Genomic DNA, 25,361 nt, shown 5'->3' on the forward strand with positions numbered 1-25,361 from the left:
AGGTTAAGAAGTACTCACGGGTGGCGGAGCCGCAACGAACGGGGCGAACAGTCGGGCAGTGTTCGCGGACGCCGCCGCGGTGTCCTCGGGTGGGTTGGCGATGAAACTCAAGGCGAGCCGGACGATCGCGTGCGCGATGATCCCGGCGTCGTCCGGGGAGGAGTTCACCCACGACCGTTGCAACGTCTGGGCGAGCCGTTCGGCCGCCGGTTGGATGATGATGTTGCTGTCCGTCGTGATCAGGCGCAGCAGATCCTCGGGTGCCTTCCCCTGGTGCAGCGACATCACCAGGGGATCGGCTCCGCTGAGTTCGAAGAACGTCGCATAACCTTCCCGCAGAGCAGTTGTCGCGTCGCCGGGGTTCTCGTACAGAGCGGATTCGATGACGGTGACGAGGCTGTCGGTCAGCCGAAGGGCGTACCCCTCCGCCAGGCCGCGCCGCGATCGGAACTCTTTGTAGATCGTCTGCCTGCTCAGCCCCGCGGCGACCGCGACGTCGGTCATGGTGATTGTCGGCCACGGACGTTCCAGCAGCAGTTCCCGGAGCGCATCGAGGGTTGTCTCCCGCATCAGCGACGTTGCGGCCAGCCGGTACCGACTCGGTCGGTCGGTGCGGTCGTCTGCTGGCATGACCTCGATGCTAGCGGGCGGCCGCGACCCGACCCTCCCGCTCGCCGGCGAGCACGTCGGTCAGAGCAACCGACTCGTCCGCCAACGCGGCGCGGTCGACGGCGCCGCCCCGGGCGATCATCGTGCGCACGGTGCGGAGGTCTTTCGGGCGGCCCACGGCGATGACCCCGACCGGCGTGCCCTCACGCACCGCGACCGCTGTGAAATCGCGATCGGCGATCGAACCGCGGATCACGTAGTCGTCGTCGAAACGGGTCGCGCCGGCGAACTGCACGGTGTGGCCGTACTGGTTGGACCACCCCCACGGAACGTCGGTGAACGGTGTGGGCTTCCCGAGGATGGACTGCGCGGCGGCAATTCCCTGTGCCTGAGCGCCGTTCCAGTGTTCGGAACGATATCGCTCGTCGTCACGCGCACCGGGGATGTTGGCGGCGTCTCCGGCCGCGTAGACGCCGTCGGCCGAGGTGCGGAACTGCCCATCGACGGTGATGCCGTTGTGGACGCGCAGTCCCGCCGCGACCGCGAGCGTCACCTCCGGGACGGTGCCGACCGAGACGAGGACGGTTCCGGCATCCCAGCTGCGACCGTCGTCCGCGACGGCGCGGGCGGAGCCGTCGTCGCTCACGTCGAGCGACGACAGTGCGACATCCGTGCAGACGTCGACATCGTTCTCGGCGTGCAGGGACGCGATCATCGTCGAGACTTCCGGGGGCACAATTCGACTGAGGAGCGCCGGGTCGCGTTCGAGAACGGTGACCTCCGCGCCGAGCGACCGCGCCGTCGCAGCGACCTCACATCCGATGAGACCGCCGCCGATCACGAGCAGGGAACCGGTGCGTCGAATCGACGCGCGAAGGGAATCGGCATCGGCCATCGAGCGCAGAGTGAAGACGTTCGCACCGGAGACACCGTCGAGTCGGCGGGCCTTTCCACCGGTCGCGAGCAGCAGGGCACTGAACTGCAGAGTTTCCCCCGAGGAGAGTGTCAGGCGTTTCCCGCCGGTATCGAGTCCGACGGCCGTTGCACCGGTGATCAATTCGATCTCCCTCTCCTCCCAGAAAGAGTCGGGCTTCAGCGCGGTCTTCTCCGCGGCTGTGGCACCCGACAGGAAGTCTTTCGACACCGTCGGGCGCCGATACGGCAGTGCGGGTTCGTCTCCGATCAGGACGACGCGCCCGCGGAAGCCTTCCGAGCGGAGCGTCTGCGCGGCGCTCGCCCCTGCGATACCGGACCCGACGATAACCACCGTCGACAGTTCCGCGGAGAGATTCGGCATTGCGCTCACGCCCGGCTGACCTCGACCATGTCGAAGTCCGCCTTGGCGGCCCCGCAGTCGGGGCACGACCAGTCCTCGGGAATGTCGTCCCATCTGGTGCCCGGCTCGATGCCGTCCTCCGGCCAGCCCTCGGCCTCGTCGTACTCGAACCCGCATTGGACGCAGCGGAAAAGCTTGAAATCGGTACTCATGTCACGCCACCTTCGGGTCGAAATCGATCTTTTCGCGGACCCCGCAGTCGGGGCAGCACCAGTCGTCGGGCACATCGGCCCACGAGGTGCCGGCGGGGAATCCCTCACGCGGTGCGCCGGACGCCTCGTCGTAGACGTAGTCGCAGACCGGGCACTGGTAGGCGGCCATCACCGAACTCCGCCGCTGTACTTGGCCAGCACCTTCTCGCGCTTGCCGGGTTGGATGTTCACGCGGGTGATGTCGCCGTCGTAGTGGTCGAGCACGCGGTGATCCATCACCTTGCGCCAGAGCGGCGGGAAATACGCGAGCGTGATCATGCTGGCGTAGCCGCTGGGCAGGTTGGGAGCACCGTCCATGCTCCGCAGCGTCTGGTAGCGCCGGGTCGGGTTCGCGTGATGGTCGCTGTGGCGCTGCAGGTGGTACAGGAAGATGTTGGTCACGATATGGTCGGAATTCCAGCTGTGTGAGGGCGCGCAGCGCTCGTAGCGGCCACTGGCAGTCTTCTGACGCATCAGGCCGTAGTGCTCGAGGTAGTTGACCGTCTCGAGGAGAGAGAAACCGTAGATCGCCTGAATGATCAGGAACGGGATGACGACCGGACCGAAGATGGCGATGAGTGCGCCGAACAGCACCACCGACATGAGCCAGGCATTGAGCACATCGTTGTGAATGCTCCACGTGCTCTTGCCGAGTCGCTGCATCCGGGTCTTCTCGAGTTCCCAGGACGACGTCAGGCTTCCCCAGACGCTGCGGGGCAGGAACGTCCAGAAGCTTTCTCCGAAACGTGAACTCGCCGGATCCTCCGGGGTGGCGACCCGGACGTGATGGCCCCGATTGTGCTCGATGTAGAAGTGGCCGTAGAAGGTCTGCGCGAGAGTGATCTTTGCCAGCCACCGTTCGAGCTCGGTCTTCTTGTGGCCCATCTCGTGTGCGGTGTTGATGCCGATGCCGCCCATGACGGCGACGCTGAACGCGACGCCGACCTTCGACACCAGCCCGAGGCCGCCGTCGATGCCGAGCCAGGAGAGGTTGTCCGCCGACCAGAGGTAGCACGCGAACACCAGGCTCGCCAGCTGGAACGGGATGAACACGTACGTGCAGTACCGGTAGTACCTGTCGTTCTCGAGCTGTTCCATCACTTCCTCGGGAGGGTTCTGGCCGTCGGGCCCGAAGAACCTGTCGAGGATCGGGAGCGCGATGAACAGCAACAGGGCGCCGATCCACCACCACACCGGAGCCACCGCCGACCATCCGAGTCGGTTGAAGGCCCACACCAGCCCCGCGGCGAGGAACAGCGCGGTCGGGGGTATCAACCCCATCAGCCACAGGTAGCGCTTGCGGTCGCGCCAGGCTTCCGGTGGTGCTTCCTCTGTCGTCCTGCCGATATCCGACGTCGTCACGGTCCGAACCTCCTCGTCCAGTAGCTGTCGCGGTATGAACCAGCTCACTCTGCATTGGACAGTACATGGATATGGATCCAGAGTCTAGACAAATAGGAGGATTTGTAAATTAGCTGCGGTGCTCTAACGCCGGGGGCTTCGCCACCGATAGAGAGTTCGACACTGTTCCACTGCTGAGGAGGCCTTCGATGTTCCGTGACCCCGGACTTCCCGACTGGCTCGAATTCGTCCTCGGCCTGCTCGGGTACCGCTGGTAAGTCGTCTACTCCGGCGTCCGCGAGCGCGCCGCGAACGTCCCTGTCGCCACGACGGCGAACACCAGCCCCCACCACGGGTGACCGGCGACTGCGACGAGCACGCCGGTCACCGCGAACAGCGCGGTCTGAGCGAACAGTCGTGCGGGATTGTGTAGTCGCCGAGACGATTTCGGTGCCATGGTGACGCCCCAGAGCACGGCCGCGGCCACTGGGAGGAGCGTCGCCAGTACCACCTGAACGACCGTCGAGTTCGCGAGCGACCAGCCCGCGCCGGCGAGCAGGACCAGCATCGCGATCTCGCAGGCGAAAGCCACGACGTCGAGAACACCCACTCGTGGCACGCCGGCTTCGCTCATCGACCCAGCTTAGATGCGTACGTTGGAAGGGAGGCCGAACACGGGACGACGGAAGAGAGACTGGTGCAGATCGGGGCCGGCAAGGTCTTCGGTGGCATCGGCTCCGTCATCGGACACGAGGCACCGCACGGGTTCGACGACCAGCGAAGCCAATTCGACGGCAACGGCAACAACGTGAACTGGTGGACACCCGCGGACCGAGAGCAGTTCGCGGCCCGGACGCAGAAACTCGCCGACCAGTTCGACGCCTACACCCCGATCCCCGGCCGACTCGACGTCCACGTCAACGGCAACCTGCCCCTCGGCGAGAACATTGCCGATCTCGGTGGCGTCAACGCATCGTACGACGCACTGCAGGCCGTGCTCGATTCGGATCCCGGTACGGCGGAGGAGAAGATCGACGGGCTACAGTTCGGACAGTCGTTCGGTTGCCCTGCTTCGCCTGTGAGTACTTATTAACCACGGGCGGTTAATAAGTACTCACAGGCGAAGCATCGCGGCAATGTGCCCGAGCCGGGGCTGGTCGATCGACCCCTCCACGCAGCGCGCGAACAGCCACAGCTGTAGCCGCCCGACGTCGAGGCCGAGCAGGCCCGCCATCCGGTTCGGGAATCCGACCGGGTCGGCGGCGAGGCGGTCGACATGGTCGAGCATGTGCTGCAGCACGTCGTACGTCGGATCGCCGACATACGGTTTGGGATCGATCACCAGCCACGGCTCGCGGGCGGCCGACAGCACGTTGTCGGGGTGCAGATCGGTGCACAGCAACCGCGGCTGCGTTGCCGTCCTCGGTAGCTCGCGGAACAGTTCCATCCCGGCTCGCGCGAGGCCCGGATCCAGGCGCGGCGTGCGTGCGAGTTTCTCCTCGAACTCGTCGGCCCATACGTCGCACATGCCGGTGAGTGGGCGGAACGGAGTGCCGGCAGGGGGTTCGATCCACAGTCTGCGCAGCAACCCCGCGATCACGACGTCCTGTTCCTCGGGCGGCCGGACGTCGGACAGCGGGGTGCCGGGTTCGCAGGCTTCGAGGAGCAGCGCCGTGGTGTGGTCGAGCACGCGGTGGTCGAGCAGTCGGACGGCGCCGTCACCGTTCCACGCCGCGAGTCCGTCCGCCTCGTGCAGTGCCTCGTCGTGTCGCCAGCCGACCTTCAGTACCACCCGTTCGCCGGCGGCGGTGCGTGCGGGCGCCGTCCAGGACGTCACGCCGCCCGGCTGGAACGGGCGCCCGACGTCCAGCGACCACTCCCGGCTCACCGTCGCGACGACGGCGGGGAGGTCGGCCAGCCACGTTCGGCGCGGCGCGTCGGGAGCGTCGTACTCGGCCATCTCACGCACGAGGTTCGTCGGCAGTTCAAGATCCGGCACACCCGCATTGTGCCTCGCAGGTCGTCGGGTCACCGCCTTCCGCGGTCCCACACGCGCTGCGTCTGCTCGGCGATGTCAGGGTGGTGGGTCTGCTGGAAGTTGCGTCCACCGCGGGCGAAGGTGTGCACGGTCGCGGGCGGTACGTCGAACTCGGCGACGGGTGCGTCGAGCCACTCGCAGTCTCGGAGGTGCACCAGATCCACAGCCGCGGCCTCCGGACTCGAGTCGTAGCGCCACGGACCGTCGATCCGGCCGAGGAGGTAGAGCCCGTCGGCGTCACGCGACCAGACGAACGATCCGTCCAGCACCTGCGTGAAGCGTTCGAGCCGGCGTGCGGCCGGATCACCGTAGGTGCGCTCGGTCGCGTCGAGCGCCTCACTCAGATCGACGGGAGGTGGGGCCAGCAACCCGCCGATTCCACACACGTCCATCGCGAGCGCGCGCTGCACCGCGAGCCCTGGGTCCACGCCGTCGCGACGGGAACGCATCGGTGCGCGGTAGACGTCGGTGGGTGTCATACGTATGGATTCTCCCTGACGCCGAACCGCGACAGCACGCTTCGGCGATCGTCTACCCGGGTAAACTAGAACCTGTTACATTCGCGGGAGGGGTACTACTTCTGGAACTCGGAGAGAACTCATGAGCTACCGCGTCGTCGAATGGTCCACCGGTACGGTCGGGCGTCACGCCATCGCAGGCATCGACGCCCGCGACGACCTCGAATTGGTCGGCGTGTGGGTGTCCAACCCGGAGAAGGTCGGGAAGGACGCCGGGGAGCTGGCCGGCCTCGGCCGAGAACTCGGGGTGACGGCGACCGACGACAAGGCGGCACTTCTCGCCCTGAAGCCGGACTGCATCGTGCACACCGCGATGACGGACGACCGCATCTTCGACGCGATCGAGGACCTGATCTCGTTCCTCGAAGCGGGCATCAACGTCGTGTCCTCGGGACCCGTTCTGTTGCAGTACCCGATCGGTGTGGTCCCGGACGAACTCGTCGACCGCATCCGCCGCGCCGGCGAACAGGGAGGCGCAAGCCTCCACGTGAACGGCATCGACCCCGGATTCGCGAACGACGTTCTGCCGCTGGCCATGACGAGCCTGTCGCAGCGGATCGACCAGGTGCGCTGCTCCGAGATCGCCGACTACTCCACCTACTACCAGCCGGTGGTGATGAGTGAGATCTTCGGATTCGGCAAACCCGTCGAGGAGACGCCGATGCTGTTCCAGCCGGGCGTGCTGTCGCTGGCGTGGGGGAGCGTCGTCCGCCAGATCGCCGCGGGACTGGACCTCACGCTCGACGAACCGCTGGTGGAGAAGTTCGAACGCATCCCCGCCGAGGAGGATCTGGACATTCTGTCGTGCCACATCGCAAAGGGCACGGCGGCGGCGGTGCGGTTCGAAGTCGTCGGCACGGTCGACGGGGTGCCGCGCGTGGTCCTCGAGCATGTCACCCGCACCCACCCCGAACAGAAACCGGACTGGCCGAAACCCACACGCGGCGACGGGTGCTACCGCATCGACATCACGGGCGAGCCGATGATGACCGTCGAGTTCAACCACCACGGCGAGCACGGCGACCACAACGTGTCGGGGATGATCGTCACCGCGATGCGGCTGGTGAATTCGGTGCACGCGGTGGTCGAAGCGAAGCCCGGGCTCGTGACCGCAGTCGACCTGCCCCTCGTCACCGGTCGCGGATTATGCGCTTCGCGCCCGTGAGTACTTATTAACCGCCCGTGGTTGATAAGTACTCACAGGCCGAAGGCACTGAGCGCATTTCGGAGACCGTCGGGGCGCTCCGCGAGTGGAACGGGTTCGACGAGTGCGAACGCGCAGCCCACCTTTCTCGCCGCACCGTCGGCTTCCTCGCTGTCGCCGATCATCAGAGTCCGTTCGGGCTCGGAACCGAGTGCGGCGAGGGCGTGCTCGAAGATCTTCGGGTCCGGTTTGATCGCACCCACCTCGAATGACAGCACGAACGCGTCGACGAGATGCTCCACTCCCAGATCCGCGAACGCGGGCCGGATGTCGAACGCGATGTTGCTCAGCACCGCGACCTTGATTCCACGGTCCTTCAGTGACGCAAGCACTTCCGCGGTATCGGGGTATGCGCTCCAGCATCCCGGGTCGATCACCCGCTCGTACAGCCCGACCGCCTGGTCCTCGTGTGCGACCCCGGACTTGCGGAGCACGTCGAGGTACGCCTGCCGGTGAAACCGGGGGTCGAGGTCGCGGTTGGTCCACGCGTGGTGCTCGGCCGCGTCCATCTCGACGGTCTGACCGACCGGCGCCGTCATGCGCCGCATAAGCTCGGCCTGCTGGTGGAGGTCGAACGGTTCACCTTCGTGGTCGGTGAGGTCGGACATCCAGCTCTCGTCCTCCTCCAACCGGAACAGCGTGCCGGAGAAGTCGAAGATCACTGCGTCGAATTCGGTGAGATCGGAAGCCACGTTTTCCAGGCTAACGCGCGGTGCGCGCGACTTCAGGGTGAAGCCGGCCGGGGGTCAGTCGACTTCGAGTTCACCCATCAGTGACCAGTCGGTGCCGTCGATCGTGGTGTTGATGATTCGCGGCGTCTGCGCGAGGGCGGGCTTCAATTCGCGCATCGCATTCTGGAAATGCTCGCTCTGCACGTGGGCGACCGCGGCGTCGTCGTCACGGAACGCTTCGACGAGGACGTACAGGTTCGGATCCTCCACCGCGCGCGACCAGTAGAACCACAGGTTGCCCGGTTCGTTTCGGGTCGCGTCGGTGAACGGCTGCACCCGGTCGAGCCAGCCGTCCGCGTGGTCCGGTTTCACGGTGAAGTTGACGACGATGAAGATCACGGCTGCCTCACTTCTCGAGTTCCCGCATTCCGTGACGAATCCTACGCGCGCGATTCCGCCGGATCCTCGACCGAACGCCGTAGCCGGGTGAGGATGCGCGTGAAGCTGTCGGGGTCGTCCAGGGCACGAGCGAGAACGAGCGCGCCCTGGATTCCTGCAACGACCTCCTCGGCGAGTGGACGCGACTGCGTGCGGTGGCCGGCGTCGGCGAGGGCGCCGGCGAGCGAATCGACCCAGTCGGTGAAGTAGGCGCGGACCCGGTGGGCGAAGCGGTCACGTTCGAGGCCGAGCGCGAACGCGCCGAACAGGCAGATACGGCGACCCGACCGGAAGTACGTCTCGACCTCGTCGAACATCCGCTCGAGGCGGGCGACGGCGGGCTCGGACCCGCGCAGCGGCCGGTACACGGCGGTCTGGAACCAGGCGTCGACCTCGTCGAGGACGGCCTCGGCCATCTCGTCCTTGCCGCGGGGGAAGAAGTTGTACAGGCTCCCTTTGCCGAGTCCGGTGTGCTCGGTGATGACGGCCAGACTCGCGCCGTCGAACCCGTGGGATCGGAACACCTCGGCCAGCACGGGGACGACGTCGCCGCGCTCGGCTACTGCTCGGGGCATGACTACTCCTCGTGTGCCGGTCAGAGGCCGAGATCACTCAGCCCGGGATGATCCGACGGTCGCACGCCGGACATGTCCCAGAAGAACTTGCGGTCGGATTCGTCGATCGGCACGTCGTTGATGCTGGCATGCCGCCACCGCATGAGACCGTCGTCGTCGAACTGCCAGTTCTCGTTGCCGTACGCGCGGAACCACTGCCCGTCGGTGGTGTGGAACTCGTACGCGAACCGGACCGCGATCCGATTCCCGTCGTGCGCCCACAGCTCCTTGATCAGACGGTATTCCAGTTCGCGGTCCCACTTCCCGGCGAGGAAGTCGACGATCTCGCGGCGCCCCTGGAGAAAGGTGGACCGATTGCGCCACCAACTGTCCTCGGTGTACGCCTGCGCGACCTTCTCCGGATCACGGGAATTCCAGCCGTCCTCGGCGGCGCGGACCTTCGCGCTCGCGGTGTCGAGCGTGAATGGTGGAACGAGTGGGCGGACGGACATGGTGAGCGCTCCTTTTCGGAGAGGGGCTTGTACCTTTCAGTACAGACTGTACCGATAGGTACAAGCGCTGTCCAGGGTCGCGCCGCACTCAGTTGACGGCTGATGCCCCCGCCGTGACGGCGAGGGCATCAGCTGATCGTGAAAACTAGTGCGTTTCGGCGAGTTCCGCGCCGATGCCGGTCTCGGCGCGCACCAGCATCTCGGCGAATTTCTCGTCTCGATCCGCCGAACGTCCGTGAAGGCGTTCGCCGGCGAGGGAGCCGATCACGGCGGCGGCACACCCGAGCGGCATCGTGATGATCACCGGCAACTGAATGGTCAGCGGCGCCGGTCCGCTACCCAGCCAGAGCGCTTCCGTGAACATCAGGCTGACCACGGTGGATGTCAATCCCACGGAGATGCCCCACACGGCGCCGGTGCTGTTGAACCGTCGCCAGTTGAGGCTGAGCAGCAGGCTCGGCAGGTGCGCACTGCCTGCGACCATGAACGCCATTCCCATGAAATACGTGATGTTGGTGGTATCGCCGATCGCCATCGTCAGTCCGATCGCGACCACGCTGAAACCGACGGCCGCGTACCGGGCGACCTTCGCCTCGCGGGCATCCGCGGTCTCCGTGTCGGCGTCCGCAGCCTTCCTGCGGGTGAGGGTGGGCCACACGTCGTGGGCGAACGTTCCCGCCGCGGAGATCACGACGCCCGCGACGACGGCGACGATGCTCGCGAACGCGACGGCTGCCACCATGGCCAGCGCGATCGATCCGCCGATGGTGCCGACGCCTCCGCCGAGTTCCGTGACCAGCGTGGGTGCCGCGAGATTGCCGCCTGCGCCGACACGATCCGCCCCGTCCGGGCCGAGGAGCGCCGCGGTGCCGAAGCCCATGACGATGACGATCAGGTAGAAGATGCTGCACAGTGCGACGGTCCAGCCGAGCGACTTCCGTGCCGTCGCGGCCTCGGGGACGGTGAAGAAGCGAATCAGGATGTGCGCCATACCGGCCGTGCCGAGCGCGAACGCGAGGGAGTACGAGATCAGGTTGATCGCGCCGGTCTGCCCGAAGATCAGGCCCGGGGAGAGGATCGCATCCCCGGCTGCCGCGTTCGACGTCGCCGCCCCGAGCATGCCGGGGAGGCTGAAGCCGAATTTCGCCAGGATCCCGAGGCACACCACGATTGCCAGGATCGACAGGATGGACGACTTGATCACCTGAACCCACGTGGTCGCCAGCATTCCGCCGACGAAGACGTAGATACCCATGAGTGATCCGGCCACCACGACGGACAGGCCGAACGGGATGCCCGAGACGGACTCGAGCAGGACGCCCGCCGCCACGAGCTGGGCGAGCAGCACGAAGGTTCCGGTGACGATGGTGCTGAGAGCGACCACCACCCGCACGCGACGTGCACCGGTCCGGAACACCAGAACATCGGCGAGCGTGAACTTTCCGACGTTCCGCATCTTCTCGGCGAGGAGGAAGAGGACGGGGAGGAAGGAGACCACCGACGTGCACAGAATGACGGCGCCGTCGACGCCCTTGTAGAAGATCAAACCCGTGGTGCCCAGGAAGCTGCCCGCCGAAATGAACTCGCCGGCGATCGCGAAACCGTTCTGCCAGCCCTTGATCGAGCGGCCCGCGGCGAAGAAACCGGTGGCGCTGCGGCTTCGGCGCGATGCGGCGAACGTCACCCACAGCGTGAGCGAGATGACGGCGGCGCAGATGCCGATGGCGAGGAAGTCGGCGTCGCCGGTCATGAGACATGCTCCTGATCACGTTGCGCGATGGCCCGGACGGCGTCATCGGCGGCGGGTTGGATGTAGGCACGGGACAGTCGGAAATACGCGTACACGAGTACCCAGGTGCCGGCGAATTGGGAGAACACCACCCACAGCGACAGCGGAACACCGAATGCTGTGTTATCGCCGAGGAATTCGGGGAAGTAGGCGAATCCGACCAGAAACCCCGAGAACAGTGCGATCGCGATCAGGCCGAGTCCGGTGGTGACGGCGCGTCGGCGGCGTCGCAGTTCCACGAACTCCGGCAACGCGAGAATCGGTGACCAGACGGCTGCGCTCGCCGCGGTGGCAGGGGACTCGGTGGTCACGCGTTCACCGCCGCGCGTCGCGCCGACTCGAGGGCGAAACGGTTCTCGTCCCAGCCCTCCGAGAGCGGCCCGAAGTAGTGGAAGCGCACCTGCTTGACGCGGTACAACCAGCGGCCGTCGACTTTGACGGCTTCGTCCGTGTACCGGCCGGCGGCGATGGAGGCGTTGCCGTCGGATACGCAGGGCTGCCAGAGGAACGAGCGGACGGTGGCCCGATCGCCGTCGAGGTCGATCTCCAGGTTGGTGATGAAGTGCCAGAACGCGGTGAGCCCGCCGGGGGCGAGGCCGGCGAAGAACGCCCGCATCTCGCTCTTGCCCTTCGGGTTGGACAGCCCGTCGAATTCGCCGTCGTCGGTGAACAGATCCATCAGGGCGTCCCAGTTGCCGTCGTCGAGATGGCGGCAGTACTGGGCGTCGAGGTACCGGATGGCCTCCAGGTCTTCGAGGCGGCGGATTCGTTCTTCGAGGGTGCTCAAGGTGGCATACCTCCACGGTGTGAGGAGCGGAATGCGCGAACTAGCCATTAACAAACGTTCACGTGATCTGGACCATAACGGACGCGCTACCGTCGGTCAACACCGTGCGCCGTTCACCCCGTTCGACGTGCGTAAAGGCTGGTGAACTGCATTTTCTGCAGGGTGTGTTGCCCGCGCCTCGCGCGGCACCTACCCTCCGAGGGATGAACACTCGGTCAAGTGGTGCGGTGATTCCCTCCGTCCGGCAGCGGATCCTGGACGCGGCGCTGGAGGAGTTCTATACCGCCGGCTTTCATGCGGCGACGATGCGCACCATCGCCAAGCGTGCGGGCTGCAGCGCCGCCAACGTGTACAACCATTTCGAGAACAAGGACGAGCTCCTGGTCGAGATTCTGCGGTCGGCCAGTGACGAGCAGTTCACCGCCACCCGGACCGCTCTGCGGAAGGCGGGGTCCGCACCGTCGGAGCAGTGGACTGCCGCGGTGGTCGCGCATTCGCTGTATACCGCCCGCAATCAGCAGGCCTGCCTCGTGGCGAACACCGAACTGCGCTATCTGGATGAGGTGGATCGCAAACGGGTCGTGGGCTCGCGTGATGCGCAGGAGCACCTGTTCGTCACCATCGCGGAGGCGGGTGTGGCCGCCGGCGACTTCGACGTCCCCCACGTTCACCAGGCGGTGACTGCCGTGCTGACGATGTGCGCGGGCATCGCGCTCTGGTACCGGCCGGACGGACCACTGTCCGCTCAGGCGGTTGCGGACTCGTACGGCATCTACGCGCTCAACCTGGTCGGATATCGTCCGGCCTGAGTCGGCGGTTCAGCATTGACGCTGCGGTCCGGACATGCTCTACTGGGTGAACAAGCGTTAATGTGATCCGAGTGCAGAACTACGAGTTCTCCCGGGTCGCGCGCCCCGTAGTTCGAATGGATGAGGAGTGTCCATGACTCACCGGCCGTCGCAGCCGCGTACCGATTCACCCCGGTATCTGACCGAGGACCGATTGGCGATCCGCGACCTGGCTCGCGATTTCGCGATGAAGCAGGTGCTCCCGGTCGCCAACGAACTCGACCCGGTGCAGGGCACCATTCCCGACACCCTGAAGAAGGCGATGGCCGAGGTCGGCTTCTTCGGGATCATGATCCCGGAGGAGCACGGCGGTCTCGGTCTCGGTGTGTTCGAGTACTGCCTGGTCGCGGAGGAGTTGTCGCGGGCGTGGATGAGTGTGTCGGGACTGCTGGCCCGCGGTAACGGGATGGGCGGCGGGTTCACCCCGGAGCAGGAGGCGGCGTTGCTGCCGAAGGTCGCCCGCGGCGAGTACCTCGGCGCGTACGCCCTGTCGGAGGCCGAGGCCGGATCGGACGTCGCGAACATCTCCTGCCGCGCGACCCGGGACGGTGACGACTGGGTGATCAGCGGCACGAAGATGTGGTGCACGTACGCCGATGAGGCCGATTACCTGGTGCTGTTCGCCCGCACCGATCCGAACAAGGATCCGGCGAAGCCGCACCGCGGGATCAGCGCGTTCCTGATCGAGAAGGACCGCGGGGGTTTCCCCGAGGGGATCAGCGGGACGAAGATCCGCAAGATCGGGTATTTCGGGTGGAGCACGTGGGAGTTGTCGTTCGACGGTTTCCGGGTGCCGGCCACGTCGATGCTCGGGGAGGAGGGCAAGGGCTTCTACCTGGCGGTGTCCGGTCTCGAGGTGGGGCGGGCGCATACCGCGGCCCGGGCGATCGGTCTGGCGCGGGGCGCCTTGGAGGATTCGATCGCGTACCTGCATACCCGCCGTCAGTTCGGGCACGAGTTGGCCGATTTCCAGCATCTGCGGTTCAAAGTGGCGAAGATGGCCGCCGACATCGAGGCCGCCCGGCAGTTGATGTATTCGGTGGCGACGGATATCGATACCGGGCGGCGGTGCTCGCTGGAAGCGTCGATGTGCAAGCTGGTGGCCACGGAGATGGCCGAACGCGTGACCAGTGAGGCGGTGCAGATTCACGGCGGCGCCGGGTACACCACAGATTTCCAGGTGGAACGGCATTGGCGGGATGCGCGGCTCACGAAGATCTTCGAGGGCACCAGCGAGATCCAGATGCGGATCATCTCCGACGAACTGCTGGGAAGGACTGCAGAATGAGCACACTCACCATGAGCATCGCTGTCGGCGATCGCACTGTGAGCGACGCCTGGCGCGTCTCCGAACTCGGACTGTCCCTGCCGGACGCATCGCTGACGGGGATCGTCGCGGCAGGAATACTCGCGCCGCCGGCGACGTCCGGTGCCACACGTACCGGGCTGCAATGGAATTCGCAGTTCGCGGTGACAGGTGACGATGTCGTCCACGTCGAGTCCGTCGTCACGCGTGTCGAACAGTCGAAGGACGGAGCCGTGTTCGATCGCCACGTGCGGCTCGTCGACGACGGCGGCTCGGTACGTGAACAGGGAATCGAGACGTGGAGTTCGCCCGAACCGTCCGACGTCCGATTCGATCCCGCTGTCGATTTCTGCACACCGGCCTGGGGAGAGCGTCTCCGCGAATCCCTCTCCGCCGATCCGGCCTTTTCGTCGTCACTGTCGTCGTGGGACGGCACCGTGGGCCTGCGTTGCACCGACTCCTCGGGCCGGGCCCGCGAACTGCACCTGCGGATCTATCGCGGAACGATCATCGACGTCGCCCGCCGGGTCCCGGGTGGGGCCACGTTCACGCTCATCGCTCCGGCCGTCACCTGGGTCGACCTGGTGTTCGCCGAACGGAACGACTTTCTGCGCCGCGCCATCCGGGGCGAATTCTCCTCCAGCGGTGACGGGTACGAATACCTGCGACTCACCAAACCGCTCGACATCATCATCGCCCATGCCCGCAGCGCCGCACGTGAGTGGCAAAGCTTGCCGGGGCACACTTTGCCACTCACGTGCGGAAGGGAGGCCCGGCCATGATCGAGGCCCGCTACCTGGAGATCGACGGAGCGCTCGGCTTCGTCGAGATCATCACCCCCGACAATCACCCGGACACCGACGTGCCCACCGTGCTGTGCCTGCACACCGCGGGCCAGAGCGGAGTCCAGTGGCGGCACGTCGCGTCCGAACTGGCAGACCGCGGCCACCGGGTGATCGTCCCCGACCTTCCGGGGCACGGACGTTCCGAGCCCGCGGTCGACGGGCCCGTCACCAGCATCGTCACGTTCGGCGACTGGCTCTGGAAGGTACTCGACGCACTCGCCGTCGAACGTCCCTTCGTCATGGGATGTTCCATCGGAGGCAAGCTGACACTCGAACTCGCCACGCGGTCGTCGAGGCCGCTGGCCGGAGCGATCGCGATGGCAGCGGAGGCCGGTCCCGGCCGCGTCAACGTGGCTGGGCTGCGCCGCGAACTCGAGGACGTCGCCGGACCCAGCCGCTCCGACCGCACGTACCTGGGCACGCTCGCCTCGATCGGAGACACCGTGCCCGAGCCCACGGCGCAGCTGATCGCCACCATGCACAAACGTGAGGACCCGGAGATCTCGTCCTCCGACCTGATCGCGTGGGGAACGCACGACGTGCGCGACCGACTCGCCGACATCACCTGCCCCATCAGGCTCGTCGCCGGAGCGCAGGACCCGTGGATCGATGCCGCAGTCGTCGAGCAGGCCGCGTCGGCACTCGACGCCGCCCAGCCGGGACGTGCGACGTTCACCCTGCTCGAGGGTGTCGGCCACTACCCGATGGAGGAGGTCGACGACTTCGCCGCGGTGACGGACGAGTGGTTGACCGAACTGCGTGCGGCGGTGGTGCTCTCGTGACAGCGCACACCGCGGCCACGCGCCGTGACACACTCGCCGCGTTGCTCGGCGAACTCGTGACGGCCGACCCGGATGCCGCCGCCACCCTCGACGTCGTCGACGGCGAGCCGATCGTCACCAGTCGAGCCGAACTCCGTGCCCGCGTCGACGCGCTGACGTCGGAACTCGTCGGCGTCGGCGTCCGGCGCGGCCAGTGTGTGGCTGTCTTGCTGCCGAACTGGTCGGACGCGATCGTCTGGCAACTCGCCGCGTCCGCGGTGGGTGCGCACGTCATCGGCGTCAACACCCGCTACAACACGCACGAGATCGCGCACATCCTCACGTCGGCGCGTCCCGCGGTGGTGGCCGTGGCCGACCACTTCCACGGTCTCGACCTGTTCGGGCGGCTCGACGAGGCACAGCGCTCCCTCGACGTCCCGGCCCCGGCGGTCGCCGTGGTGCGCGGTCCCGGAACGACGGGCGACGCCCCCGACCCGGCGCGATTCGACCTCGGCGGTGGCGCCTGGGCAGCCGGCAGCACGGACACCGGCACCGTCCAGGTGCCGGAGACACCCGACATGGCCACCACCACCGCGGCGGGCGAGCGGGCGGCGCCGGACGACGTGCTCGCGGTCGCGTTCACGACGTCCGGATCCACCGGCGTCCCCAAACTCGCCGCCCATCGCGAATCCGCGGTGGTTCGGCACGCGCGAGCAGACGCCGTCGTCCTCGGCGTCGAACCCGGCGACGTCACCCTGTGCGTGCTGCCGGTGTCCGGGGTGTTCGGATACAGCACCGCCCTGGCGACTCTCGCCGGCGGCGGCGCCCTGCTGATGGAACCGGTTTTCGACGCCGCGGACACGCTGGCCCGCATGGCGTCGCTGAAGGTCACGCACGTGGTCGGCGGCGACGACCTCTTCGCGCGGCTGTACGACACGTGGCACGGGGGCGACCGCGCCGACCTGTCGTCGTTGAAGCGCCTCGGGATCGCCGACTTCCTCGGGCGTTCGCACGAGGTGGCGGCGTGGGTGCGTGACGAGTTCGACGCCGTCACGACGGGCGTCTTCGGGTCTTCCGAGGTGTTCGCGCTGATGCTGCTGTGGGATGCCGCGGATCCGGAATCCCTGCGCTGGAACGGCGGCGGACGTCCGGTCGAACCCGGCATCGAGGTGCGCATTGTCGACCCACTGGACGACTCGGCCCTTCCGGACGGCGAGCAGGGCGAGCTTCAGGTACGCGGACCGAACGTCGTCGACGCCTACCTCGGCAATCCGGATGCGGCCGCGCGAGCATTCACGCGGGACGGCTGGTTCCGCAGCGGCGACCTGGCCGTCGCGACCGGCGACGGCGGCTATACGTATGTATGCCGGATGGGTGACGTGCTCCGGCTGCGCGGGTTCCTGGTGGATCCCGCCGAGATCGAGCACCGGCTGGCGGAACACGAGGCCGTGCACCTGACGAAGGTCGTGGGGATCACCGGCACCGGCGGATACACCGAGGCGGTGGCGTTCGTCGTTCCCACCGAGGGCACATCGGCGGATGCCGCAGATCTCAAGGCTTGGTGCGCAGAGTCGTTGGCGGCCTTCAAGGTCCCGGCCGCCGTGCACATGATCGAGCAGATGCCGACCACGGTGGGCGGTAACGGAACCAAGATCCGAGCGGTCGAACTGCGCGAATGGGCGCAGCGGTGGACCGATTACGAAAGGGATTTCCGCAGTGCCTGAGAATTCGAACGCCCAGGGCAGCGATGTCGTCGTCTGTGAGCCCCTCCGCACCCCCGTCGGCCGATACGGCGGACAGTTCAAGGACGTTCCCGCCGCCGACCTCGGCGCGTGGGTGGTGTCCGAACTGCTCGTTCGCACCAAGGTGGATCCGGGCAGCATCGACGACGTGATCTTCGGTCAGTGCTACCCGAACGGCGAGGCGCCCGCTATCGGGCGGGTCGTGGCCCTCGATGCGGGACTGCCGGTGACGGTTCCCGGTCAGCAACTCGACCGCCGCTGCGGATCCGGTCTGCAGGCCGTGCTCGACGCGGCGATGCGGGTACAGACGGGGGTCGCCGAACTGGTGATCGCCGGCGGCGTGGAATCGATGAGCCGCGCCGAGTACTACACCGAGTCGATGCGCTGGGGAGCCAAAGGTGCGCCGGCAGCGCTCCACGACAGACTCGCCCGCGGCCGCGTCACCGCGGGCGGACGCAATTATCCGGTGCCGGGCGGCATGCTCGAGACGGCGGAGAACCTGCGCCGCAAGTACGGCATCAGCCGTCGGGAGCAGGACGAGCTCGCGGTGAGTTCCCATCAGCGGGCTGTCGCTGCGATCGACTCCGGAAAGTTCGCCGAGGAGATCGTCCCGGTGGACGTGCCCGTCCGCAGGGGCGATCCGCAGGTCGTCGATCGGGACGAGCACCCCCGAGCCGACACGACGATCGAGTCACTCGCTCGGCTGCGGCCCATCGTCGGCAGCACCGACCCCGACGCGACCGTCACCGCAGGCAACGCCAGCGGACAGAACGACGGTGCGGCAGCGTGCCTCGTCACTACCCGGGCACAGGCGGAGCGTCTCGGGCTTCAGCCGCTCGCCCGCCTGGTCACCTGGGCGGTCGCGGGTGTGGAGCCGTCCGAGATGGGTATCGGACCGGTGCCGTCCACCGAACGGGCCCTGAAACGCGCCGGGCTGACTCTCGCCGACATCGACCTGATCGAACTGAACGAGGCATTCGCGGCGCAGGCGCTGGCAGTTACGCGCGAATGGAACTTCGGTGCGCGGGATTTCGACCGCACCAACGTCAACGGCTCGGGGATCTCGCTCGGACACCCCGTCGGCGCGACGGGAGTGCGAATCCTCACCACCTTGCTGCGCGAGATGGACCGCCGCGGAGCCCGTTACGGTCTCGAGACGATGTGCATCGGCGGCGGCCAGGGGCTGAGCGCGATCTTCGAGCGGGTCTGACCGCTCAGCTGTCGAGAGCCCGAATCCAGTCGGTGAGCGCCCGCACAACGTGTGCGGGCGCTTCCGGCATCAGTGCGTGGCTGGCATTCGGGACGACGGTCACGGTGACCAATTCGCCGAACCGATCCCGCAATTCGTTCTCCGTCTCACGCGGACGGAACGGGTCGAGAGCGGACTGCAGGTCCAGGATCGGCTGGTGCGCGACATCCCACCACTCCTCCTTGGGTGTGGCGGCCGATGCGGCGAGCTGGCGCTTCGACACCTCCGGGTACCAGCCGGTGAGCCACTCCGCCGGATCGTTGCCGGGGGCGAAGAAGCCGGTCTGCAGGTAGCCGATCCGCTCTTCGTCGGGCAGCGTGGAGTCCGAGCACTTCACCGCCAGCGCTGTCAGCTCGGCCGGGTAATTGCGGGCGCCTGCGGCGGCCACGACGATGCCGCGCACCAGGTCGGGCCGGTCGGCGGCCAGCATTCGTGCCACGTAGTGCCCGAAGGCATGACCGACCACCACGGCCGGACCGTTGTCCTGCGCCTCGATCACCGCTCCGACGTCGGCGGCCAGATCGTGCAACGTGATGTTCTCCAGCGGTCCCGTGCTCCGGCCGATGCCACGCGGCTGCGGACGGGATACCCGGAACCCGTTCTGCGCGAGACCGTCCGCGACGTCGTCGTAGTCGTACGATTCGCGCCCGAGCGAGGGCAGCAGGATCACCGACGGACCACTGCCCTCGACGACGACCTCGATCACGGCCGCAGCCGTGTGGACGAATTCCGTCGTCCGCGCCTGTGGCGTGCTCGGCATGATGATTCCTCCGTAAACGTTGAAGCCCCGGGCGACACGATCTTTCGCGTCGCCCGGGGAAATTGACGGTGTGTCAGTCCGCTTCGGGATCGAGCGCGAAGTCGTAGCTGACAACCTTACGCCCGGTGTCGTCGAGCCGGGGATCGAGGAGGAGTTCGGGTTTGGTCGCGGTGGCGACGTCGTCGTCGATCCAGTCGCCCCCCGCGAAGTAGAGCTGAGTGATGATCGGTTGCTTGCCCGGGGAGGTCACCCGCAGGTGCAGGTGCGCCGGACGCCACGGGTGCCAGCCCGCCCCTTCGATGAACTGTCCGGTCGGGCCGTCGGTCGGAATCTGGTACGGGGCAGGCTGAATGGTGGTGATCTCGTACCGTCCCTCCGAATCGGTGACGATGGTCCCGCGGAGGTTCCATTCAGGAAGATGAGGAGCGAACTGCGAGTAGTAACCCTCGTCGTCGGCGTGCCAGAGTTCGATGATTGCGCCGCCGAGTCCGGCACCGTCCAGGTCGGTCACCCGGCCGCTGAGGACGAGAGCGGTGTGTGCCCGGTCCTCGTCGCGCATCGGCAGGGTGCACTGTGCGGGGAGTTCCGGGGCACCGGGGACGTAGTACGGTCCCTCGATGCTTCCCTTGGTGCCCCGGAACCTGGTGGAGTTCACCTCTTCGATGTCGTGCTCGACGAACACGTCGAGGAGCAGCGGCCACTCGCCGCCCTCACCCACCTCGATGAGCCACTGCTTGAGAACCCGGTATTCCGGGTAGGTGACGGCGTGCCTGTGGATCAGCGCGCTCAATCCGGCGAGCGCCTCGGTGGCGATCGCGGACAGGCGCTCGGGTGACGTGTCGGCGGTGAACCGGGCGCCCTTGAACTTGTCGGTGGCGGCGTTGCCGGAGCCGACCGCGGTAGGGCTGTCGATAGTGGTCATGGTTTCTCCTGGTCTGAGGGGCTAGCTGCGGCCGAAGTAGGACACGTCGTCGTTGCCGATCAGGTCGGGCACGGTCCAGCCGTCGAGGTCGTACTCGGCGAGGCACTGTTCGGCCAGACCCTTCATGGAGCTGACGGTTCCGCGGTTCTCGGCGAACATGAGCAGCTCCGCCTTCACGCCCTCGTGGTTGCCTGCGTAGTTGCGCTCGTACAGCTCGTGGCGGCCACCGAACTCGCTGCCGATCGAATCCCACAGCGCCTTCATGATCTTGACGCGTTCGACAGCGGTCATGCCCTCCGAGCCGCGGACGTACTTGTCCAGGTACGGGCGGACGTCGGGACTCTTGAAGTCGGCGGCCGAGGACGGCAGGTAGATCAGACCGGACGCGACGTCCTGCTCGATGATCTCCTTGATCCGCGGGTAACCCTGCTGCATGAACATGCGGTACGTCAGGCCGTATTCGAGCTTCGGGATGACCGTGTCGCCTACCCACGGCTCGGGATCGCGGACCATCGATTCGGTCAGTGACCAGAACAGGTTCCGCCAGCCGATCACCTCACCGACTCGGGTCTGCACGCCACGGAAGCCGCCGGCTCCGGTGGCGTCGAGGGCCTTCATCAGCAGGCCGGCGATGAAGTCGAGTTTCACGGCCAGGCGGGTGCAGCCCTGCAGGGTGAAGCGGGGCAGGAACCCGGACTGCGGGAAGAAGGCGTTGATCTTGTCCACGTCGCCGTACATGAACACGTTCTCCCACGGCACCAGCACCTTGTCGAAGACGAAGATGGTGTCGTTCTCGTCCATCCGCGAGGACAGCGGGTAGTCGAACGGGGAGCCCATCACGGCCGCGTTCTGCGTGTAGGACGTGCGGCAGATCAGCTTCACGCCCGGTGCGTCCATCGGGACGGTGCAGATGAGGGCGAACTGCTTCTTCTTGATCGGCAGGCCGTAGTGGGCGATGAAGTTGTAGTTGGTGATCGCGGATCCGGTGGCCACGACCTTGGCGCCGGAGACGATGAGGCCGGCGTCGGTTTCCTTCTCCACCTTCATGAAGACATCGCCGACCTCGTCCGGCGGGAGCTGCCGGTCGACGGGCGGGTTGATGATGGCGTGGTTCCAGTAGAGGACCTTTTCCTGCGATTCCTTGTACCAGCGTTCGGCGTTGTCCTGGAACGGCGAGTACAGCTCCTTGTTGGCGTGCAGGGTGCCGAGGAAGGAGGCCTTGTAGTCGGGGGAGCGGCCCATCCAGCCGTATGTCATGCGCGCCCAGGTGGCGATGGCGTCACGATCCTTCAACAGATCGTCGGAGTTCTTCGACGCCCGGAAGAACGGCATCGTGACGCCGCCGTTGCCGGTGTCGGTGGGCGTCGTCAGGGTCTCGACGTGCTCGCCGGTGTGCATGGCGTCGTAGAGGCGGGCGGTCATCCGGATGGGGTTGCGAAACGCCGGATGCGTGGTGACGTCCTTGACACGCTCGCCGTGCAGGTAGATCTCGCGGTCGTCGCGCAGCGACTCGATGTACTCGTCGCCCGTCATGGGCCGCGACGCGAAGTTCTTCGTGCGGTTGGCCTCGCAGTCTGCGGCGACGTTGACCTTCGTGCGGTCGACGGCGGTCTCGGGGGCGGATTCGGTGGTGGTCATGGTGTTCCCTTCGGTCAGGATTACGAGGCAGCCTGGGCGAGCTGCAGGTGAAGCGGGGTGAACGACGCGGCGGCGTCGAACCATCCGCTGTGGGGGTCGTCGAGGCAGCCGTTCCACGCCGTGGTGCCCGAGGCGGCACCCAGATCGTGGAAGGTGCTGCGGTAGAACAGCAGTGGGTCCTTGGTCGCGTCGACGGACGCGTCGACGATCTCGCCGATGAAGATGATGTGGTCACCGCCGTCGTAGGAAGCCCAGGGTGAGCACGTGAGCGTGGCCGCGTTGCCGGACAGCGCGGGAGCGATGCCGGCGGAATCCCACGCCGGTTCCGTCCGTTGCGGTTTGCCCGCGAAGTGCATCGCCGTGTCGAGCTGATCGGCGGCCAGAATGTTCACCGCGAACGGCGCACCATCCAGGTAGCTGCACGCCTTCGACTTCCGGGTCAGCGTCACCTGGCACAGCCGCGGTTCGATCGAGACGGCGGTGAAGGCGGTGACGGTCGCCCCGTGCGGCTCGCCGTCGCCGTTGGCACACGTGATGACGGTGACGCCACTGGCGAACTGGCCGAAAATATTACGCAGAGTGCGCTGGTCCATTTCTCCTGACCGCCTTTCTGCACGATTCGTGCGATAACCCCTGCGATGGGGACCTGCACAACGTATGACGGGCGTCACAATCCGTCGATCCGCATTGCGAAGGCTCGATCCGGAACGCGAAACGGGATTGCCGGACGGGGGCCGCCGGCACTTGCCGGTGATGTGAGTCACAGGCGATGCTAAGGTCGGGAGTTGCCCGTGCGCGGTCGTTGCGCGAGGTGAGAGGTCTGGTAGGCGCATGCGAGGACAGTTGGAAGGTCCCGGTTTCACCGACTGGGACGAGGTTCACGAGGTGGTCGCGGACGCGTACTTCCCTCACGAGCTGCGTCCGCTGTCGCGGGACACCGCGGCGCGGTCTTCGCTGGAGTCCTCGCAGATGGGCGCGTCCAGGCTCGCCCGGATCGGTTTCGGGGCGCCCGTGTCGATCGAGTCCGACCATCCGGGTGCGTACGGCATCAACATCCCCTTGACCGGCCGCATCGTGTCGGTCACCGGCGGCACGGAAGTGACCTCGACGCCGGGTCTGGCCACCATCTGCCCGCCCGACACCCGGACCGTCATCACCAACTGGAGTAGTTCCTGCGAGATCATCGGATTCAAGGTGGACCGGGACTACCTGCAGCGCGAAATGGACCGCGTGCTCGCCAGGCCCGGGCAGAAGTTGCCGCGGCAACTCGACCTGCGCGCCGGCGCCGGCGCCGAGTGGCTGAGGTTCGTCCGTGCCGTCGCCGACCAAGCATTGCGCGACAGCGTTCTTCTGCACAGCGACCAGGTGTCGCAACAACTGTGCGGAGCGCTGACCACCGCGCTCGTGCTCACCGCCATGCCGGACGACGACGCGGGTGCCGCGGGAATCCGGCCGCGCATCGTCAAGCGGGTCATCGACGCGATCCAGCAGGACCCGGCCCGCCCATGGACCGCGGGGGAGATGGCCGAACTCGTCGGCGTGAGCGTCCGGCGTATGCAGCAGGGGTTCCGCGAGTACGTGGGCATGACGCCGATGGAGTACCTCGCCGATGTGCGCCTCGCGGGTGTCCATGCCGAACTCACCGGAAGTGGTTCCTGCGCAACCATTTCCGAAGTCGCGACGCGCTGGGGAATCATGCACACCGGCAGATTCGCCGCCGCCTACCGCCGCAAGTACGGCGTGACACCGTCCGAGTCACTGCGCGATCGCGGGCTCTGATCGGTTCGGTGGCGAGGTCGGTTTCGCCTCCGAAACGTGTCGGACCCCCGCGGTAGTATTCGCACATGAGTTCGACTTGGGGGTCGGTGGGTAGCCGTGCGGCGGAGCATCTGTCGATGCTCGCTGCCGCGGTCGACGGGCTGCTCGATGCCGGGCTCACCGAGTTGTCGGACACCGAGGTCGTCGAGGTGATGCGCGGGATGGAGCAGTCGCTTCGCCGCGCGGAGGCGGTCTCACACCGATTGGTCGTGGAGAGCGTCGAACGCTCGGTCTCGGCGCGTCTGGGGTATACCTCGCCGAAGAAACTCCTGATCGACGTGCTCCGGATCTGGGGTGCGGATGCGTCCGCCCGTGTCACCGCTGCCCGCGAACTGGGCGTGTGGCACACCCTGGCCGGCGAGTCGATGTCACCGGTCTTGCCGGAAACTGCTGCGGCGCAACGTGACGGCGACATCGGCGCGGATCATGTGCGGGCGATCGCGAAGGTGATGCGCAAGATTCCCCACGTCGTCGACAACGACGCGGTGGTCGAGGCCGAGGCCGTGCTCGCCAACTTGGCGAGAAGCGGTACCCCGGAGGATGTGGAGCAGGCGGGGCATCGGCTGCTGGCATATCTGAATCCGGACGGGAACCTCGGCGACGACCGCGACCGGAAACGCCGGCGGGGCATTTCGATCGGCAGGCAAGACACCGAACTGATGTCGAGAATCTCCGGTGAACTCGACCCTGTCGCGCGGGCGATGCTCGATCCGATCCTCGCAAAATGGGCGCGGCCCGGAATGAACAATCCGGACGATCCCGACTCACCGGCCGGTGACGGCGAAGACCCCTCTATCGATCGTGACCTGTTGGCGGCGGCGGCCGTCCGCGATACCCGTACCGCGGCGCAGCGCAATCACGACGCGTTCAGCGCGGTATTTCGGGCGCTGCTCGAGTCGGGGGTGCTCGGCCGGCACCGGGGACTACCGGCCACAGTGATCGTCACGATGACACTCGAACAGTTGGAGCAGGCGGTCGGGGGTCTGGCCACGACGGCCACCGGTGGGTTGCTCCCGATCGCGGACGCATTAGCGCTGGCAGAGAAGGCGCATCCGGTGCTCGCGCTGTTCGATCATGCAGGTCGTCCGCTCCACCTGGGGCGGCGTCGTCGTCTGGCCGGCGCCGATCAGCGGCTCGCCCTGATCGCCTCGGACGGGGGTTGCACCCGGCCGGGGTGTTCGGCGCCGCCGAGTCTGTGTGCGGTGCACCATGTCACGGATTGGCACAAGGGCGGACGCACCGACATCGAGGGTCTGGCCCTGGTCTGCGACGCCTGCCACGGCCAGGTCAACGACGGCCCGGCCGGGTGGGCGACGAGGTCCGCGCCTGTGCACTCCACATTCGCGGGCCGGACCGAGTGGATCCCGCCACCACACATCGACCCCACCCGAAGACCGCGCATCAACCACCGACACCACCCCGGTGAGTTGATCGAGCATGCGCGGCGGGAGGCCCGGGCGCCGTGACAACAACGGGGAGACACC

The 25,361-nt window shown here is 66.8% G+C and carries 28 protein-coding genes and 1 pseudogene; 10 read left to right on the forward strand and 19 right to left on the reverse strand.

Annotated features, from left to right (window positions below; all coding sequences use genetic code 11):
* Nucleotides 1-3 precede the first annotated feature (3 nt).
* The 6 genes from OYT95_RS25840 to OYT95_RS25865 form a co-directional block, all read right to left on the reverse strand.
* A complete protein-coding gene (locus tag OYT95_RS25840; RefSeq protein WP_037226033.1) occupies nucleotides 4-630 on the reverse strand; it encodes a TetR family transcriptional regulator in 627 nt (208 codons plus the stop codon).
* Between the two features lie 10 nt (nucleotides 631-640).
* A complete protein-coding gene (locus tag OYT95_RS25845) occupies nucleotides 641-1,906 on the reverse strand; it encodes an NAD(P)/FAD-dependent oxidoreductase (RefSeq protein ID WP_268792276.1) in 1,266 nt (421 codons plus the stop codon).
* Between the two features lie 5 nt (nucleotides 1,907-1,911).
* Nucleotides 1,912-2,097, reverse strand: coding sequence for a rubredoxin (locus OYT95_RS25850; RefSeq protein ID WP_037226029.1), 186 nt, complete (start codon nucleotides 2,095-2,097; stop codon nucleotides 1,912-1,914).
* 1 nt (nucleotide 2,098) lies between these two features.
* Nucleotides 2,099-2,266, reverse strand: coding sequence for a rubredoxin (locus OYT95_RS25855; RefSeq protein WP_112300111.1), 168 nt, complete (start codon nucleotides 2,264-2,266; stop codon nucleotides 2,099-2,101).
* Nucleotides 2,266-3,498 carry an alkane 1-monooxygenase gene (locus OYT95_RS25860; protein ID WP_037226253.1) on the reverse strand — a complete coding sequence of 411 codons (1,233 nt, stop codon included), beginning with the start codon at nucleotides 3,496-3,498 and terminating at the stop codon, nucleotides 2,266-2,268. Before OYT95_RS25860 ends, OYT95_RS25855 begins: the two co-directional genes overlap by 1 nt.
* A 262-nt stretch (nucleotides 3,499-3,760) precedes the next feature.
* A complete protein-coding gene (locus OYT95_RS25865; RefSeq protein WP_128641320.1) occupies nucleotides 3,761-4,111 on the reverse strand; it encodes a YrdB family protein in 351 nt (116 codons plus the stop codon).
* Nucleotides 4,112-4,198: 87 nt separating this feature from the next.
* On the opposite strand from OYT95_RS25865, the pseudogene OYT95_RS25870 reads away from it, so the two are divergent.
* Nucleotides 4,199-4,477: pseudogene (locus OYT95_RS25870) on the forward strand (M13-type metalloendopeptidase); the annotation flags it as partial.
* Between the two features lie 114 nt (nucleotides 4,478-4,591).
* Here OYT95_RS25870 and OYT95_RS25875 read toward each other — a convergent pair.
* The gene (locus OYT95_RS25875) at nucleotides 4,592-5,476 is read right to left on the reverse strand and encodes an aminoglycoside phosphotransferase family protein (protein ID WP_268789504.1); all 885 of its coding nucleotides are present in this window, start codon (nucleotides 5,474-5,476) and stop codon (nucleotides 4,592-4,594) included.
* A 29-nt stretch (nucleotides 5,477-5,505) separates the two neighbouring features.
* A complete protein-coding gene (locus OYT95_RS25880) occupies nucleotides 5,506-5,994 on the reverse strand; it encodes a GAF domain-containing protein (protein WP_268789505.1) in 489 nt (162 codons plus the stop codon).
* Between the two features lie 121 nt (nucleotides 5,995-6,115).
* On the opposite strand from OYT95_RS25880, the gene OYT95_RS25885 reads away from it, so the two are divergent.
* Entirely contained in the window at nucleotides 6,116-7,198 is a 1,083-nt protein-coding gene (locus OYT95_RS25885; protein ID WP_128641323.1) for an NAD(P)H-dependent amine dehydrogenase family protein, read from the forward strand.
* Between the two features lie 32 nt (nucleotides 7,199-7,230).
* Here the strand turns inward: OYT95_RS25885 and OYT95_RS25890 are convergent, their stop codons facing one another.
* From OYT95_RS25890 to OYT95_RS25920, 7 genes are all read right to left on the reverse strand, one after another.
* A complete protein-coding gene (locus OYT95_RS25890) occupies nucleotides 7,231-7,929 on the reverse strand; it encodes an HAD family hydrolase (protein WP_037226017.1) in 699 nt (232 codons plus the stop codon).
* 54 nt (nucleotides 7,930-7,983) lie between these two features.
* A complete protein-coding gene (locus OYT95_RS25895) occupies nucleotides 7,984-8,307 on the reverse strand; it encodes a putative quinol monooxygenase (RefSeq protein WP_037226013.1) in 324 nt (107 codons plus the stop codon).
* A gap of 41 nt (nucleotides 8,308-8,348) precedes the next feature.
* Nucleotides 8,349-8,921 (reverse strand): TetR/AcrR family transcriptional regulator, encoded by a 573-nt coding sequence (locus OYT95_RS25900; protein ID WP_112300104.1) that lies wholly within the window; start codon nucleotides 8,919-8,921, stop codon nucleotides 8,349-8,351.
* A gap of 20 nt (nucleotides 8,922-8,941) precedes the next feature.
* A complete protein-coding gene (locus OYT95_RS25905) occupies nucleotides 8,942-9,412 on the reverse strand; it encodes a nuclear transport factor 2 family protein (protein WP_268789506.1) in 471 nt (156 codons plus the stop codon).
* 145 nt (nucleotides 9,413-9,557) lie between these two features.
* Nucleotides 9,558-11,162 (reverse strand): solute symporter family protein, encoded by a 1,605-nt coding sequence (locus OYT95_RS25910; RefSeq protein ID WP_268789507.1) that lies wholly within the window; start codon nucleotides 11,160-11,162, stop codon nucleotides 9,558-9,560.
* On the reverse strand, nucleotides 11,159-11,512 hold the full coding sequence (locus tag OYT95_RS25915; protein WP_037226006.1) for a DUF485 domain-containing protein: 354 nt from the start codon (nucleotides 11,510-11,512) through the stop codon (nucleotides 11,159-11,161). The genes OYT95_RS25910 and OYT95_RS25915 overlap by 4 nt, the downstream gene beginning before the upstream one ends.
* Complete coding sequence (locus tag OYT95_RS25920) at nucleotides 11,509-11,988, reverse strand: nuclear transport factor 2 family protein (protein WP_268789508.1); 480 nt, start codon at nucleotides 11,986-11,988, stop codon at nucleotides 11,509-11,511. The genes OYT95_RS25915 and OYT95_RS25920 overlap by 4 nt, the downstream gene beginning before the upstream one ends.
* Before the next feature lie 203 nt (nucleotides 11,989-12,191).
* On the opposite strand from OYT95_RS25920, the gene OYT95_RS25925 reads away from it, so the two are divergent.
* The 6 genes from OYT95_RS25925 to OYT95_RS25950 all read left to right on the forward strand — a co-directional run bounded on the left by OYT95_RS25925 (nucleotide 12,192) and on the right by OYT95_RS25950 (nucleotide 18,700).
* Complete coding sequence (locus tag OYT95_RS25925; protein ID WP_268789509.1) at nucleotides 12,192-12,797, forward strand: TetR/AcrR family transcriptional regulator; 606 nt, start codon at nucleotides 12,192-12,194, stop codon at nucleotides 12,795-12,797.
* Nucleotides 12,798-12,930: 133 nt separating this feature from the next.
* Nucleotides 12,931-14,124: an acyl-CoA dehydrogenase family protein gene (locus tag OYT95_RS25930; RefSeq protein WP_037226001.1), complete on the forward strand. Its 1,194-nt coding sequence runs from the start codon at nucleotides 12,931-12,933 to the stop codon at nucleotides 14,122-14,124.
* Entirely contained in the window at nucleotides 14,121-14,924 is an 804-nt protein-coding gene (locus tag OYT95_RS25935; protein WP_268789510.1) for a hypothetical protein, read from the forward strand. The genes OYT95_RS25930 and OYT95_RS25935 overlap by 4 nt, the downstream gene beginning before the upstream one ends.
* A complete protein-coding gene (locus OYT95_RS25940; RefSeq protein WP_268789511.1) occupies nucleotides 14,921-15,769 on the forward strand; it encodes an alpha/beta fold hydrolase in 849 nt (282 codons plus the stop codon). Before OYT95_RS25935 ends, OYT95_RS25940 begins: the two co-directional genes overlap by 4 nt.
* Nucleotides 15,766-17,472: an AMP-binding protein gene (locus OYT95_RS25945; RefSeq protein WP_268789512.1), complete on the forward strand. Its 1,707-nt coding sequence runs from the start codon at nucleotides 15,766-15,768 to the stop codon at nucleotides 17,470-17,472. The genes OYT95_RS25940 and OYT95_RS25945 overlap by 4 nt, the downstream gene beginning before the upstream one ends.
* Nucleotides 17,465-18,700 carry an acetyl-CoA C-acetyltransferase gene (locus tag OYT95_RS25950; RefSeq protein ID WP_268789513.1) on the forward strand — a complete coding sequence of 412 codons (1,236 nt, stop codon included), beginning with the start codon at nucleotides 17,465-17,467 and terminating at the stop codon, nucleotides 18,698-18,700. The genes OYT95_RS25945 and OYT95_RS25950 overlap by 8 nt, the downstream gene beginning before the upstream one ends.
* Before the next feature lie 4 nt (nucleotides 18,701-18,704).
* Here OYT95_RS25950 and OYT95_RS25955 read toward each other — a convergent pair whose 3' ends face one another.
* The 4 genes from OYT95_RS25955 to OYT95_RS25970 all read right to left on the reverse strand — a co-directional run bounded on the left by OYT95_RS25955 (nucleotide 18,705) and on the right by OYT95_RS25970 (nucleotide 22,652).
* Nucleotides 18,705-19,499: an alpha/beta fold hydrolase gene (locus tag OYT95_RS25955; RefSeq protein WP_268789514.1), complete on the reverse strand. Its 795-nt coding sequence runs from the start codon at nucleotides 19,497-19,499 to the stop codon at nucleotides 18,705-18,707.
* A 73-nt stretch (nucleotides 19,500-19,572) separates the two neighbouring features.
* Nucleotides 19,573-20,421 (reverse strand): catechol 1,2-dioxygenase, encoded by an 849-nt coding sequence (catA, locus tag OYT95_RS25960; protein ID WP_268789515.1) that lies wholly within the window; start codon nucleotides 20,419-20,421, stop codon nucleotides 19,573-19,575.
* A gap of 21 nt (nucleotides 20,422-20,442) precedes the next feature.
* Nucleotides 20,443-22,059: a 4-hydroxyphenylacetate 3-hydroxylase family protein gene (locus OYT95_RS25965; RefSeq protein WP_037225988.1), complete on the reverse strand. Its 1,617-nt coding sequence runs from the start codon at nucleotides 22,057-22,059 to the stop codon at nucleotides 20,443-20,445.
* Nucleotides 22,060-22,079: 20 nt separating this feature from the next.
* Nucleotides 22,080-22,652: a flavin reductase family protein gene (locus OYT95_RS25970; RefSeq protein WP_112300093.1), complete on the reverse strand. Its 573-nt coding sequence runs from the start codon at nucleotides 22,650-22,652 to the stop codon at nucleotides 22,080-22,082.
* Nucleotides 22,653-22,890: 238 nt separating this feature from the next.
* On the opposite strand from OYT95_RS25970, the gene OYT95_RS25975 reads away from it, so the two are divergent.
* Nucleotides 22,891-23,838, forward strand: a complete 948-nt coding sequence (locus tag OYT95_RS25975; RefSeq protein ID WP_037225984.1) for an AraC family transcriptional regulator — start codon at nucleotides 22,891-22,893, stop codon at nucleotides 23,836-23,838.
* Between the two features lie 65 nt (nucleotides 23,839-23,903).
* Nucleotides 23,904-25,343: an HNH endonuclease signature motif containing protein gene (locus OYT95_RS25980; RefSeq protein WP_268789516.1), complete on the forward strand. Its 1,440-nt coding sequence runs from the start codon at nucleotides 23,904-23,906 to the stop codon at nucleotides 25,341-25,343.
* The last annotated feature ends 18 nt before the right edge of the window (nucleotides 25,344-25,361 follow it).

It is taken from the genome of Rhodococcus sp. JS3073, assembly GCF_026810085.1.
Taxonomy (GTDB): domain Bacteria; phylum Actinomycetota; class Actinomycetes; order Mycobacteriales; family Mycobacteriaceae; genus Rhodococcus_F; species Rhodococcus_F wratislaviensis.